This window comes from Yoonia ponticola, from assembly GCF_014199395.1.
Classification (GTDB): Bacteria; Pseudomonadota; Alphaproteobacteria; order Rhodobacterales; family Rhodobacteraceae; genus Yoonia; species Yoonia ponticola.
Map to the genome: position 1 here is coordinate 69,786 of NZ_JACIJM010000001.1, position 13,018 is coordinate 82,803.

16 protein-coding genes are annotated in these 13,018 nt (G+C 56.5%); 3 read left to right on the forward strand and 13 right to left on the reverse strand.

What is annotated here, in order from left to right; genetic code table 11:
• Positions 1-70: 70 nt before the first annotated feature.
• The 4 genes from FHS72_RS00355 to rbfA all read right to left on the reverse strand — a co-directional run bounded on the left by FHS72_RS00355 (position 71) and on the right by rbfA (position 2,918).
• Positions 71-547 (reverse strand): hypothetical protein, encoded by a 477-nt coding sequence (locus FHS72_RS00355; RefSeq protein WP_183523860.1) that lies wholly within the window; start codon positions 545-547, stop codon positions 71-73.
• A 201-nt stretch (positions 548-748) separates the two neighbouring features.
• Positions 749-1,663 carry a tRNA pseudouridine(55) synthase TruB gene (gene truB / locus FHS72_RS00360; RefSeq protein ID WP_183523863.1) on the reverse strand — a complete coding sequence of 305 codons (915 nt, stop codon included), beginning with the start codon at positions 1,661-1,663 and terminating at the stop codon, positions 749-751.
• Between the two features lie 143 nt (positions 1,664-1,806).
• Positions 1,807-2,523, reverse strand: a complete 717-nt coding sequence (locus tag FHS72_RS00365) for a phosphodiester glycosidase family protein (protein ID WP_183523866.1) — start codon at positions 2,521-2,523, stop codon at positions 1,807-1,809.
• Positions 2,523-2,918, reverse strand: coding sequence for a 30S ribosome-binding factor RbfA (rbfA, locus tag FHS72_RS00370; RefSeq protein ID WP_183523869.1), 396 nt, complete (start codon positions 2,916-2,918; stop codon positions 2,523-2,525). Before rbfA ends, FHS72_RS00365 begins: the two co-directional genes overlap by 1 nt.
• A 99-nt stretch (positions 2,919-3,017) precedes the next feature.
• On the opposite strand from rbfA, the gene dapB reads away from it, so the two are divergent.
• On the forward strand, positions 3,018-3,827 hold the full coding sequence (dapB, locus tag FHS72_RS00375; protein ID WP_183523872.1) for a 4-hydroxy-tetrahydrodipicolinate reductase: 810 nt from the start codon (positions 3,018-3,020) through the stop codon (positions 3,825-3,827).
• 33 nt (positions 3,828-3,860) lie between these two features.
• On the opposite strand, the gene FHS72_RS18555 is transcribed toward dapB, so the two are convergent.
• Together FHS72_RS18555 and FHS72_RS00380 are read right to left on the reverse strand one after the other, a co-directional pair.
• Positions 3,861-3,995, reverse strand: coding sequence for a hypothetical protein (locus FHS72_RS18555; protein WP_281378201.1), 135 nt, complete (start codon positions 3,993-3,995; stop codon positions 3,861-3,863).
• Positions 3,996-4,062: 67 nt separating this feature from the next.
• Positions 4,063-4,236, reverse strand: coding sequence for a DUF1674 domain-containing protein (locus FHS72_RS00380; RefSeq protein WP_183523875.1), 174 nt, complete (start codon positions 4,234-4,236; stop codon positions 4,063-4,065).
• A gap of 68 nt (positions 4,237-4,304) precedes the next feature.
• On the opposite strand from FHS72_RS00380, the gene FHS72_RS00385 reads away from it, so the two are divergent.
• The gene (locus FHS72_RS00385) at positions 4,305-5,576 is read left to right on the forward strand and encodes an RsmB/NOP family class I SAM-dependent RNA methyltransferase (protein ID WP_183523878.1); all 1,272 of its coding nucleotides are present in this window, start codon (positions 4,305-4,307) and stop codon (positions 5,574-5,576) included.
• Between the two features lie 85 nt (positions 5,577-5,661).
• On the opposite strand, the gene FHS72_RS00390 is transcribed toward FHS72_RS00385, so the two are convergent.
• Positions 5,662-6,648: a 2-hydroxyacid dehydrogenase gene (locus FHS72_RS00390; RefSeq protein WP_183523881.1), complete on the reverse strand. Its 987-nt coding sequence runs from the start codon at positions 6,646-6,648 to the stop codon at positions 5,662-5,664.
• A 110-nt stretch (positions 6,649-6,758) separates the two neighbouring features.
• Here FHS72_RS00390 and FHS72_RS00395 point away from each other — a divergent pair, with 110 nt between their 5' ends.
• Positions 6,759-7,292 (forward strand): SH3 domain-containing protein, encoded by a 534-nt coding sequence (locus FHS72_RS00395; RefSeq protein WP_425511097.1) that lies wholly within the window; start codon positions 6,759-6,761, stop codon positions 7,290-7,292.
• On the opposite strand, the gene FHS72_RS00400 is transcribed toward FHS72_RS00395, so the two are convergent.
• From FHS72_RS00400 to dut, 6 genes are all read right to left on the reverse strand, one after another.
• The gene (locus FHS72_RS00400; RefSeq protein ID WP_183523884.1) at positions 7,289-7,714 is read right to left on the reverse strand and encodes a hypothetical protein; all 426 of its coding nucleotides are present in this window, start codon (positions 7,712-7,714) and stop codon (positions 7,289-7,291) included. The two genes, FHS72_RS00395 and FHS72_RS00400, sit on opposite strands and share 4 nt — an antisense overlap.
• Positions 7,704-9,728, reverse strand: coding sequence for a M3 family metallopeptidase (locus tag FHS72_RS00405; protein ID WP_183523887.1), 2,025 nt, complete (start codon positions 9,726-9,728; stop codon positions 7,704-7,706). The genes FHS72_RS00400 and FHS72_RS00405 overlap by 11 nt, the downstream gene beginning before the upstream one ends.
• Positions 9,729-9,806: 78 nt before the next feature.
• Positions 9,807-10,616, reverse strand: coding sequence for an amino acid ABC transporter permease (locus FHS72_RS00410; RefSeq protein ID WP_183523889.1), 810 nt, complete (start codon positions 10,614-10,616; stop codon positions 9,807-9,809).
• A gap of 36 nt (positions 10,617-10,652) precedes the next feature.
• Positions 10,653-11,438, reverse strand: coding sequence for a transporter substrate-binding domain-containing protein (locus FHS72_RS00415; RefSeq protein WP_183523891.1), 786 nt, complete (start codon positions 11,436-11,438; stop codon positions 10,653-10,655).
• A 50-nt stretch (positions 11,439-11,488) separates the two neighbouring features.
• The gene (locus FHS72_RS00420) at positions 11,489-12,544 is read right to left on the reverse strand and encodes a HesA/MoeB/ThiF family protein (RefSeq protein WP_183523893.1); all 1,056 of its coding nucleotides are present in this window, start codon (positions 12,542-12,544) and stop codon (positions 11,489-11,491) included.
• Entirely contained in the window at positions 12,541-12,999 is a 459-nt protein-coding gene (dut, locus tag FHS72_RS00425; protein ID WP_183523894.1) for a dUTP diphosphatase, read from the reverse strand. The genes FHS72_RS00420 and dut overlap by 4 nt, the downstream gene beginning before the upstream one ends.
• Between the last annotated feature and the right edge of the window lie 19 nt (positions 13,000-13,018).

Below are 13,018 nucleotides of genomic sequence, written 5' to 3' on the forward strand. Positions count from 1 at the left end.
TGGCCGGATCGCTCAAATAGCAACAGGCCGCCTTTGATGAACAAAGACGACCTGACGAGGAGGGGTAGTTTTATTTCGCGTAGGATACCGCGACGCCGCGGGCTTCAAGCACCCAAGCAGCGACGACCGCGTAGACAATATGACCCCAAAGAGCGACCCAAGTGATGCCGCTAAAGCCAAGGAACGCAGGGTTTCCGGCAACCAGATGCGCCATCACGTAAAGGGCGAAGACCCATAGAACCACGCCGTAAACCACGGCAGTGATGAGCCAGTGTAAATTCGGCAAGATCATCTTTTGCACCGGACGGGCAACCAGCAGATACCCAAGCACATAGAAAATCAGACCGGTAATCGTGTGCAACATGTGGGCCGTCCCTTTTGGCACGCTGCCGAAGACGGTGTTCAGTGTTTGCTGGGCAAGACCAACTGGGGCCATTTTGGCAAATCCGAACATCGGCGAAAGCCCTTGGCCGAAGGCGTCAAATGCGACGGTGGCTAAAGCGCCAGCAGCAAGTACGGTGAAGGCGGTTTGTTTGGTGTCGGTCATGGCTGGAAGCTTTCGGTCAAATGTTGTGTGTATCGTTGAACACAACTTGCCGAATTCCGCCGGTCCTGTGCACCCCTATCACGTAGGGATGAACGGGGTGGGTGAAACTGTAACATTTCGTGAAACAATTGCGGGCCGCGTCGTCACGTGGACGTGAAGGCCGTGACAATTTGTAACAATCGTCTTCGGAATCGCAGAACTTTACTGCGACTCGGGGACGAAAACACGCGTTGGCTGCAATGTTCCACCAAGATATTTGCCAACAGCAATCGGTGTGCCGTCATGCGACGCCCACACTTCGTCGCCGTAATCCAAACCGGAGCCAATGACGGGCGCGGGATTGCCGTTGCGCAACTTGGTCACGCTCTCGGCAGGGCAAGTGACTTCGGGCAGGTCGGCTAGGCCAACTTCCAAAGGCTGCAAGTGTTCGTCCAATTCGGGCGTTCTGGCGAGCGCATCGACCTGTTCCATCGTGATGCCGTCTTCAACATCAAACGGACCGGACCAAATCCGGCGCAACTGCAGGACGTGACCGTAGCATCCTAGTGCCGCGCCAAGATCACGGGCGATGGAACGGACATAACCGCCTTTGCCGCAAGTCATTTCGAGAACAACATGGTCCGCGTCAGGACGATCAATCAGCAACAACTCTTCGACCCACAAAGGACGGGCCGCCAATTCCATTTCTTCGCCGTCGCGGGCCTTTTTATAGGCGCGCTGACCGTCAACTTTGACAGCCGAAAATTGCGGAGGCACTTGCATGATGTCGCCAATAAACGGGGCAAGCGCCTCTTTGATTTCATCGTCAGTAGGACGGTTCGCAGAGGTCGCGATGACTTCACCTTCGGTGTCATCAGTGTTTGTGGCCTCGCCCAAACGGACGGTAAACGTGTACGCTTTCAGCGCGTCAGTAATATAAGGCACGGTTTTTGTGGCCTCACCCAAGGCAATCGCCAACACGCCTGTCGCTTCGGGGTCCAACGTGCCTGCATGGCCCGCTTTGTTCGCGTTCAGCGCCCAGCGTACCCTGCCAACCACGGTGGTCGATGTGATCCCCGCAGGTTTATCCACGACCAGCCAACCTGAGATATCGCGTCCCTTGCGTTTGCGTGCCATGATGTCGTCCTTTGGTGATTGAAGGCGCGTGCTAGCTTGTGTTGGGGATGCGGTCAATATGGGGGCGCGCGCCGCTAAAGTTCCGATAATGGGGGCCAGCCCCCAAACCCCCGGGATTTAGAAAAAGTCAAAGAAGCACAGCGTTATTCCAGAACGCCAATCATCGGGCCAAGCTGAAACCCGAAGTCTGATCGGTTCAGCTGTGGGGCGTGCAGGCGTGACACTTTGCCGTCGAAGTATAATGCGTTGGGTGTTTTTAGGTAATCGCGGAAGAACGTGCCAAAGCTATAGAAATTGACTGCATTGTTCGAGATCGCAAAGATTGCGGTTTTGCCATCCGCTGATGTGCCAACGCCGTTGCGGATATATTCCGATGTGCCATCCGCCAGAAAGCGCGGGTGTAGATCGCCGTCGATGACCAGTATCGGGCCGGATTGGTTTGCGTCGCGGCAGGTCGGATCGGTGGCGACATAGTTCAGGCTTTCGATCACCGTGGCAGATGTATCCGTCAGGCACAGCACGCCATTCGGAAGCAATCCAAAGTTACCGGGCCCCTCGGATGTCGCGATCTGGGATGTTTGTGCGCCGTTCTCTTGGTACAAGCCCACAGGCGCACGATCTTGGTGATACATGCCCGCGTTCATCGCAAAGGCCAGCGTTTTGTCGGGGTAGGTGTTGTCGAGATTGGAAAAGCTACCGATAATGCTGCCCTCATTGTCGCTGTGAAACAGGCGCAAATCTTCGGTTTCGGCATCGACGGTGCAGATTGTGTAGCTGTTGTCTTGGAATGCAACGTCGTCGCAGGTCACCGCATATGCAGGACCTGCCAGAATAACAAAAAGGCCCGCAAGCCAGCGCATCAGTCGTCGAGGTCTTGTTTGACGTGATCATCCGCGAGCAAAGCCCGTGTCGCATCCATCTGATCAAACGTACCGTCGATCTCGAACCGCAATTCAGGCGCGAATTTTTGCGACCCGCCTTTGACGACAAGATGTCTGATCTCGAACCTGTTGCGGCGCACAGCGTCCAGTGTCTCTTGCTTGTTCTTCCCGCCCAGCGGCAGAATATACGCCGTCGCAACCCGCAAATCGGGGGACATGCGTACTTCGCCCACGGTGATCATCATCCGGTTCAGGTCCGGATCATGCACTTCGCCACGTTGCAGCACGGACGATAAAGTCCGTCTGATTTGCTCGCCCACTTTCAACATACGTTGCGTTGGGGCTTTACCGTCTCTGTTACTTTGCTTTGCCATATGCTCCATGTAATCACTGTCCGCCGTTTTGCCAAGCAAGGCTTTGCGTCAAGCTGCAAGCACCGCTAAGAGAGGCCAACAGACGTGAAAGGACAGCGCATGGCAAACGGACCGGGTATCGTGGTGACTGGGGCTTCTGGCCGCATGGGGCAGATGTTGATCGAGACGATTGTGGCGTCAGATGCGTATCACCTTGTCGGCGCGCTGGAACGTGACGGTCATGATTGGGTCGGGCAAGATGTAGGCATTGCGATGGGCGGACAGCCTATGGGCGTAACGGTGACGTCAGACGCGCTAGAAACATTCCGCAAAGCCAATGCCGTGATTGACTTTACCGCACCCGCCGCCACCGTCGCTTTTTCAAAAATCGCGGCTCAGGCGGGTGTTGTCCATGTCATCGGCACGACAGGCATGACGGACGACGATCTAAAGGCCGTGAATGTCTCTGCACAGGATACCGTCATCGTGCGGGCCGGAAACATGTCGCTTGGTGTGAACCTCTTGGTGCAATTGACTAAAAAAGTCGCAGCGGCATTGGACGAAGATTTCGACATCGAAGTCATCGAGGCGCATCACCACCACAAAGTTGACGCACCATCCGGTACAGCCCTGATGTTGGGTGAAGCTGCCGCCGAAGGGCGCGGTGTATTACTCAGTGACGTCAAAGACAGCGGACGCGATGGAATCACGGGCGCACGCAAACGCGGTGACATCGGCTTCACCGCGATCAGAGGCGGCGATATTGTTGGCGAACATGACGTGCTGTTTGCAGCAGCAGGCGAACGCATCGTATTGCGTCACATGGCAACTGACCGCAAAGTTTTTGCACGTGGCGCACTCAAAGCCGCACTCTGGGGCCAAGGGAAAGCCGCAGGCGAATACGATATGTTGGATGTACTGGGGCTGTAACCCCAGGCCGGTCACGTGATTTAAGGCCAATGTTTAAGGCCAGTCTACCCCGAGAACACGCTCAACTGCGACATGCGCTGGCTGGCTGGCCAGTGTTTGTGACGTCATGAACGTCGCAAGGCTAAGCCCGGCAGCAGCGACGAGAAAAAGGTAGGGCAGGGTGCGCATATCAGGCTCCATCTATCTAAAGTTAGCCGTAATACGTCCGCGCCCCGCGTTCCCGTCGCTGAATTTGTCAAAAATCGACAGCGATGCCCTTTTTTTCCCAATCGCCATACCGCACAGGCTCTGGTCCTTTGCGACCACCCAATTCAGGCGGCAACGCTACTGCATCCGCTTTCTCGCGGCGTTCTTCGGCTTCGGCCAGTGCGCGCTGGGCAGCGGCAGGTAAATCATTCCGGTCAGTCATCTGGGCATCCTTGTCGTCGTGTCCTTTCTGATATACGTCCAAACGGGTTCAAAACAAGTGAGACGTCCATGTCCAAAACCGGTTTGCCGCCGCGCCGCGCCGCGCATCACCTCCTCGAAGAAATCACCGGCGAAGGTCGGCTGATGTCCGAACTCATCGGGGGCGGTGCGCTGGATCATCTGGCCGCAGAGGATCGCGCCCGCGCGCAACGCCTTGCGACAGACGCTTTGCGTGGTGCTGATCGTGCTGATCGCATGTTGAAACCTTACCTGAAAAAAGAGCCGCCAGAGACTGTGCAAAACGCATTGCGCCTTGGCGTGATCGAACTGGTTTCCGGCGAGGCTGCACATGGCGTCGTGAATGCCTATGTCGAAATTATTAGCCTCAACAAACACGTCTCGTCTTTCAAGGGCCTGACAAACGCCGTTCTGCGCCGAATCTCTGAAGAGGGCGAAAAAGGGTGGAACAAACGGGCGAACCCTCTGACGCCGGGCTGGTTGCGCCAACCTTTGGTCGCCGCATGGGGGCGTAAATCGGTCGAAGGCATCGAGGCCGCACACTTCGCAGGCGCAGCCCTAGACCTGACCGCAAAAGGCGACGCATCTGTTGTCGCTGAAGCCGTCGGCGGTGTGCTTTTGCCAAACAACACGGTCCGGCTAAAAGACGCAGGCCAAGTATCCGCGCTCCCGGGGTTCGAGACTGGCGATTGGTGGGTGCAAGACGCCGCCGCTGCGATTCCCGTGCAGGTGCTTGACCCGAAACCGGGTATGAAAATACTTGACCTCTGCGCCGCACCGGGTGGCAAAACCATGCAACTCGCGGCCAGCGGTGCCGCTGTGACCGCCGTTGACCAAAGCCATAGCCGCATGGCACGGGTCAAAGAGAACCTGAAACGTGTGGGTCTAAAAGCCGACTGCATCATTTCGGACGCTTTTGATTTCACCGACGATGGTTTCGACGCGATCCTGCTCGATGCACCTTGTTCCGCGACAGGCACGATCCGTCGCCATCCCGATTTGCCTTATGCCAAAGACGGCTCTGAATTTATGGAGCTGATCGAACAACAAGAGCGCCTGATCGATCATGCGCTGACATTGCTGAAATCAGGCGGCAAACTGGTCTTCTGTACCTGCTCTCTGCTGCCCGACGAAGGCGAAATCCAAATCGACGACGCGCTAGAACGGCACGAAGGTCTGACCGTTGATACCGCGACACGCGAAAAAGCGGGTATTGACCCCGCGTGGTTCACAGAAGAAGGCGGCATCCGCCTGCGCCCCGATTACTGGGCAGACCTCGGCGGCATGGACGGCTTCTACATCGCGGTGATGATCAAACCCTAAAGGTAGACCGTACCCCCAGCTTCTTTGACTTCTTCAAAATCCCCGCCGGAGGCTCCACGCTGTGCAGCCTCCGCTGTCTTCGGCGTTAAAGAACCCCCGGCACAACCAAATCAGGCGGCCTGTGGCCATCCGCAAACGTCTTGATATTCACGATCACTTTCTCGCCCATCTCCTGACGTCCCTCAACCGTGGCCGACCCCATGTGCGGCAGTAGAACGACGTTTGGCAGGTCCATCAGACGTGGATTAATCTCGTGACCACGCTCGAACACGTCCAAGCCAGCGCCAGCAATCTCACCCGCCCGCAACATCCGTGTCAGAGCATTTTCGTCAATCACCTCTCCGCGAGACGTGTTCACGATCACAGCGTCAGGCTTCATTAGTTTTAACCGACGGGCGTTCATCAAATGGAACGTCGACGGCGTATGCGGACAATTGATCGAAATAATATCCATCCGTGCAACCATCTGATCCAGTGAATCCCAATAGGTCGCCTCTAATGCCTGCTCAACTTCAGGGCGCAATCGTTTGCGGTTATGGTAGTGCACCTGCATTCCAAAGGCCGCAGCCCGTTTCGCCACGGCCTGACCAATCCGGCCCATGCCCAAAATCCCGACGCGGCGTCCGGAAATCCGACCACCCAACATCGCAGTGGGCGACCAGCCTGCCCAATCGCCACTGCCCATGACGCGCAGCCCTTCGGGAATGCGGCGGGTGACAGCGAGAATCAGCGCGATGGTCATATCGGCGGTATCTTCGGTCACGGTGCCAGGTGTATTCGACACAAGAATCCCACGTTGACGGGCGGTGGCCACGTCAATCCGGTCAACACCAGCCCCGTAGTTCGCGATCAACTTTAACCGCTCTCCAGCCTGTGCAAGCAACGGCGCATCAATGAAATCAGTGACCGTCGGCACCAGAACATCGGCGTCTTGGATCGCCTCAACCAGCTGTGCGCGGCTCATCGGGCTATCGTCGTCGCGTAATTTGACGTCGAACAGCTCTTTCATGCGCGTCTCTATGCTTTCGGGTAACCGTCGCGTGACGACAACACTTAACCGCTGACCTGGCATTCTTTTCTCCCATCGCTTGAAACGGATACCCGCTTTGGTTCAGAGTGCATTTAACCGACGCGAGGCACAAGAACCTCGCGCGACGTGAGTAGAAAAAAGGCAGGCTTTCAGTGATTTTTCGAATTTTACTGGTATGTGCGGCGTTCTGTCAGTTCGCGACAGGCGCAACAGCGCAAGATGCGACACCCGTTGCCGCTGGATCTTTGGTCGCCCCATCGGTCGGTCCAGAGACAAATCTGCCATTGCCGCGTTATGTGTCACTGAAAGCAGCAGAAGCAAACGTGCGGCGCGGGCCCAGCTTGTCACACCGCATCGATTGGGTTTTCCAACGGCGCAACATGCCACTGCAAGTCGTCGCGGAATACGGCCATTGGCGTCGTGTGATTGACCGCGAAGGGCAGGGCGGTTGGGTCCATTACACCATGTTATCCGGCTCGCGCTCGGTGATCGTCGATCAAGATCGGTTGCGCCTACGCTCCAAACCCCGTGACGACAGCCGCGAAACGGTTGAACTGGAACTCGGCGTTATCGCACGGCTTGGTGAATGCGAACTGTCATGGTGCCGATTGACTGCTGGCGGCTATCGCGGCTGGGCCCCCAAATCGGTGATCTGGGGCGTTGAGCCGGACGAAGTCCGCGACTAAAGCCGCGGTTTCCAACGCCAATCAGGCTCGCCCGTCTCAAAATGCTCGGCAGTCACGTCGTAATCAATGCGGCACGCATCGCAGTGCACATGAAACTGATCATCCGACGTCTGCGAGACAATCTCGACCGTCTCGACCTCTTTAGGTGACGCATTCGACATGTAACATCCGCAAGCCATATTCGAGGGCGCTGTGTCCCGCGTCTCGTATAACAATGCAGCAAAGGCCCATTTGCGCTGGGTATCCTGCCGCGTTGGTAATTCGCGGGGCAGCGCAAAATACACCTGCTTTGCCTGTTGCAACAATGCATCATAAGCTGCTGGTGACTTTTCCCACGCAGCGTCCTGTAATGCCGCAGCGACCCTTTCGGGATCGCGCGACATCAACTCGACCAAGAATGGTTGCGCAGCTTTAGGCGGCATCTAATCCACGCCCCTTGAGCAACGCCTCAACCCCCGGCAGTCGCCCTCGGAACTGCGTATACAGCTCTTTTGCGTCCACAGACCCGCCGGATGACAGCACGGTTTCCTCTAGCTTTTTCGCAAGCGCAGGATCAAACGCATCACCCGCTTCCTCAAATGCGGCAAAAGCATCGGCATCCATCACCTCGGACCACATGTAGCTATAGTAACCGCTGGAATAGCCGTCCCCTGCGAAAACATGCGCAAAATGCGGCGTTGCGTGCCGCATCCGAATGGCGTGCGGCATCCCAAGTTCGCCTAGCACTTCGGCCTGTTTCTGCATCGGGTCTTTCGGGGCAGGGCCGTCGTGAAACGCCAGATCAACCAGCGCAGACGACACATATTCCACCGTCTGGAAGCCCATGTCATAGGTCGCCGCATCCAACATCCGCTGCAGCATATCCGCTGGCATCGGCTCACCAGTTTCGGCGTGCGTGGCAAATTCAGCCAATACCTCGGGGACTTCCAGCCAATGCTCGTATAGCTGGCTTGGCAGCTCCACAAAATCACGGGCAACAGACGTTCCGCTGATGCTCTCGAATGTCACATCAGACAACATCTGATGCAGCGCATGGCCAAACTCGTGGAACAATGTGCGGGCATCGTCATAGGACAGCAACGCAGGCTGACCGTCCTCTGGTTTCGCGAAGTTGCAGACGTTTACAACATGCGGGCGGACCTCACCATCCGCGCGACTTTGCGACCGCATCGCCATGCACCACGCACCGGATCGCTTTGACCCGCGGGCAAAGTAGTCACCAATGAAAACAGCCACATGTTCGCCGTTGCGTGTCACATCCCACATCCGCACATCAGGGTGATAGGTCGCGGCGTCTAGTGGCGCAAATTCCAAACCAAACAACCGATTGGCGCAGGAAAACGCAGCCTCGATCATCCGCTCAAGCTGCAAATAGGGCTTTAACGCCGCCTCGTCTAAATCATGCTCTGCCTGACGACGCTTTTCAGAATAGTAGCGCCAGTCCCAAGGTTCCAACGGACCATCAAAGCCATCCGCTTTGAGCATTGTCTCAAGTACCGTAGCATCGCTTTCCGCCGCTGCTTTGGCTGGGGTCCACACCTGCATCAACAGATCACGCACCGCCGCAGGCGTACCTGCCATTTCGGTCTCAAGCTTGTAGTCCGCAAATGTGTCGTACCCAAGCAAATTGGCGCGCTCTTCGCGCAGGGCGAGCGTCTCAGCCGCAATGCCGCGATTGTCCGTCTCGCCACCATTCGCGCCACGCGACACCCATGCCTCGTAAGCTATCTTGCGCAACTCGCGCATGGGTGAAAACTGCAGAAACGGCACGATCAAAGACCGCGACAACGTCACAACAGGCCCGCCCGCATCCTTTTCCGCACCCGCAGACCGCGCGGTGGCAACCACAAAATCAGGCAAGCCTTTCAGTTCGGCCTCATCTAACGTCATGAACCAAGACCGCTCATCCGCCAGCAAATTCTGCGTAAACTGCGTACCCAGCACAGACAACCGCGACTTCACATCGCGCAACCGCACAGCATAGTCACCCTCTAACAACGCACCCTGCCGGACAAAGCTGCGTCGCGTCAGCATCAGAACGCGGGCCTGTTCATCCGTCAAATCCAACGCATCGCGGCGGGTCCACAAGTCTTGGACGCGGGCAAACAGCGCCTTGTTCTCGGTGATCTCTGATCCAAATGCACTCAGCAGTGGACCGAAATCGCGCTGCAACGCCTCGCGTGCGGGATTACTATCCGCGCCAGCCACACCATAAAACGCACCCAAAACCTTGCCCAAAGTTACTTCGGACAGTTCCATCGCCAAGATCGTATTCTCAAACGTCGGCGCATCAGCGTTGCTCGCAATCGCATCAATCGCCGCACGCGCCTCGTCTAGCGCCACATCAACGGCGGGGGCATAATCCTCGTCTGAAATCACATCAAACGGGGGCAGGCCAAACGGTGTCGTCCAGTCAGTCAGCAGCGGGTTCGTCATGGGAAATCTCCTTTGATGTCAACCTAAGGTGCCGTGGCGATCAGTTCCAGCCACCTGCATTCATTTCGCCAAAACAACTCAATAATCCGATCGAACTTCCGGCCGCTGCCGCATATATTTCTCAAGCCGCCGTATGCCGAGCGACAAAGTGATCGTCATTGTCAGGTACACCAGTGCAACAACATTATAGGTTTCGAAATACCGAAAATTCCCAGCAGCCAGCACTTTGCCCAGTTGCGTCACATCCGTGACACCCAGCACAGACACCAGCGACGAATCCTTCACCATCGCGACAAAATCATTGCCGAGCGGTGGCAGGATCGTGCGAAACGCCTGCGGGAAAACGATATGACGAAACCGCTGCCATTTGTTCAAGCCCAACGCCTCTGCGGCCTCGATCTGTCCGGTATCAACCGATTGCAAACCAGCGCGGAAAACTTCGGCAAGGAACGATGAATACGCAATGGTCAAGGCAATCACCGCCCGCCAGAGCAGCGAAAAATCCCGGGTGCGAATTGGCTCGAACCCCAGTGTTTCCGCGACCCAGTTCCAGCCCGATACAAAACCGGGAGCGGCCACAAATGCCACGTAGAGCAGCAGCACGATAATCGGAATGCCGCGCACAACTTCGACATATAGCCGTGCGGCTTGGCGTAACACGATGAACCGTGACATCTGCGCTGTGGCCAGCCCCAAGCCGATCAAACACGCGCTCAGGTAGGCCACGACCGTCACGTAGACCGTCACCCAAATGCCTTTGGTCAGCGTGGTTAAAACACGTTCGTAAATCTCAACGGTAAAGACCTGCCAAAACAAATAGACCCCGGTCGCCACCACAATAAGCAGCCACCAGGGGAAGTCCTTGTCATCAGGCGATGTCGGGATCATGTCGAACGGGCGGGCAAGATGCCCGCCAAGCTACGTTTATTCACCAAGTTTATACTCAAGAAACCACTTTGTATTCAGCGCATCGATAGTGCCGTCAGCCTGCATATCTGCAATCGCGGCGTTGATCGGTGCGACAAGATCAGACCCCTGTGGAAAGATGAACCCAAAGTCCTCGGTGCCCAGCTTTTCGCCAACAATCTTCAAGCCACCATCAGATGCGGCAACATAGCCATTGCCCGCCGTGCCATCCGTTAGGACCAAGTCAACATCACCCGTGCGCAGGGCCTGAACCGTGGCGCCAAAGGTCTCCATCAGTTGAATGCGCGGGTTCGCCTCGTCGCCGTCCAGCACGTCGTAGACACCCACATAAAATGGCGTTGTGCCGGGTTGGGCGGCCATGAACAGATCAGGATCAGCCGCAAAGCTAGCCGCATCGTCGAACCGATCCTCGTCGCCACGCACCAGCATAACCATCTCAGATGTCATGTAACTGTCTGAAAAATCGACGATTTCAGCACGGTCATCACGGATCGTAATACCGGTCATGCCCATGTCATACTGACCTTCGGACACGGCAGGGATCATCGCATCCCAACTGATGTTCTCGTAAGTCACCATCGCATTCAGGCGTTTCGCGACCTCGGCCATGGCGTCATATTCCCAGCCAACAGCCGCACCATCGCCGTCAATAAACTGCAACGGGGGATAGGCGTTTTCGGTCACAACAACGATCTCTTGACCATTCAAATCAGGCAAGTGTCCGTCGGCGTAGGCAGCAGTCGCCGTCAGCATGGCAGCGGCAATAGGCATGAGTAGTTTCATGGAATATCTCCCGTGGGTTTGTTTGCAATGCACTATGATGCGGTTCGCGATCATGGCAAGTGGGCAGCGCCGCAAACTGCGCAATCCGGCCTGCGTTTTGCAGTGATAACGCGTGTTTCGGCGTAAAGTGCATCGTAAATCATCAATCTGCCGCGCAACGGGTCGCCTGCGCCTGTGATCAACTTGATCGTCTCAACCGCCATCATCGACCCGATCACACCGGGCAGGGGGCCGATCACACCAGCTTCGGCGCAGGATGGCACAAGGTCGGCGGCGGGCGCATGTGGAAAAATACAGGCGTAGCAGGGGGCATCGTTCGCGGGGTCGTAAACGCTAATCTGGCCTTCCCATTGGGTTAACGCGGCTGCAACCAACGGAATTTTACCCGCCACACAGGTTTCATTCACCAAATAACGGGTCGCAAAATTATCTGTGCCATCCATCACAAAATCGTACTCGGCAAACAGTTCAGGGGCAAAGCTATCGTCCAACCTGCGATGATACGGCTTCACCGTCACAAACGGGTTCTGTGCGCGGATCGCCTCCGCGGCAGAATGTACCTTGGGCATCCCGATGCGGTCATCCGTATGAATAACTTGGCGTTGCAGGTTCGTGTTCTCGACAATATCGTCGTCGATCACGCCAATCTGACCAACGCCAGCAGCGGCCAAATATTGCAAGGCAGGCGACCCAAGGCCCCCCGCGCCGACCACCAAAATTTTGGCATCACGTAGCGCCTTTTGACCGACGCCGCCGACCTCACGCAGCATGATGTGACGGCCATAGCGGTTCAGTTCGGTTTCCGAAAACGACGTGGGCTTCACAGGCGTTTCAACAGGGTGTTCGCTCGCGCCAGCCTTCTGCCGCAACGCCTGCAATAGGCGGCGATACACAAACCCAATCGCGCCAAACGCAAGTATCAACGTCCAAAGCCGCACATCACCACCCGTCGCCTCACGCAAAGGATGGCGGTCGGGCAGGGCAATTTGGATAACGATAACAAGGCTCAACAGCAGCGCAATCATGATCCAACGGGCACGTTTCGGCGTGCCCATCGCCATGCCCGTGCCCCATAAAACAGCCGCCATCGCGGCGACCATAATCATGCGGTGACACCCGTGCTACCAAAGCCGCCAGCGCCGCGCACGGTCTCGTCCAGATCATCAACGAGGGTAAAGTCAGCCTGAATAACTGGTGCGACAACCATCTGTGCAATCCGCATACCGTGGGTGATCTCAAAGGGCGCATCGCCCAAATTAACCATAATGACGCCAACAGGACCGCGATAATCGCTATCAATTGTGCCGGGGCTGTTCACCAAGGTCACACCGTGTTTCAACGCAAGGCCGGAACGCGGTCGGATTTGGACCTCAAGGCCTTCAGGTATCGCCATCGACAGTCCGGTGGGAATCAAGGCCCGCGCACCAGATTTCAATGTCACGCCGCCAGCATCGCGACCAAAGTTGGCACATAAATCGGCGCCAGCAGCGCCCTTCGTTTGATACTTGGGCAAGGGCAGGTCTTGATCCGCGTCCATTTGCCAGCATAGCTTAATCTGCATCTGATCCCCCGATTTTTCG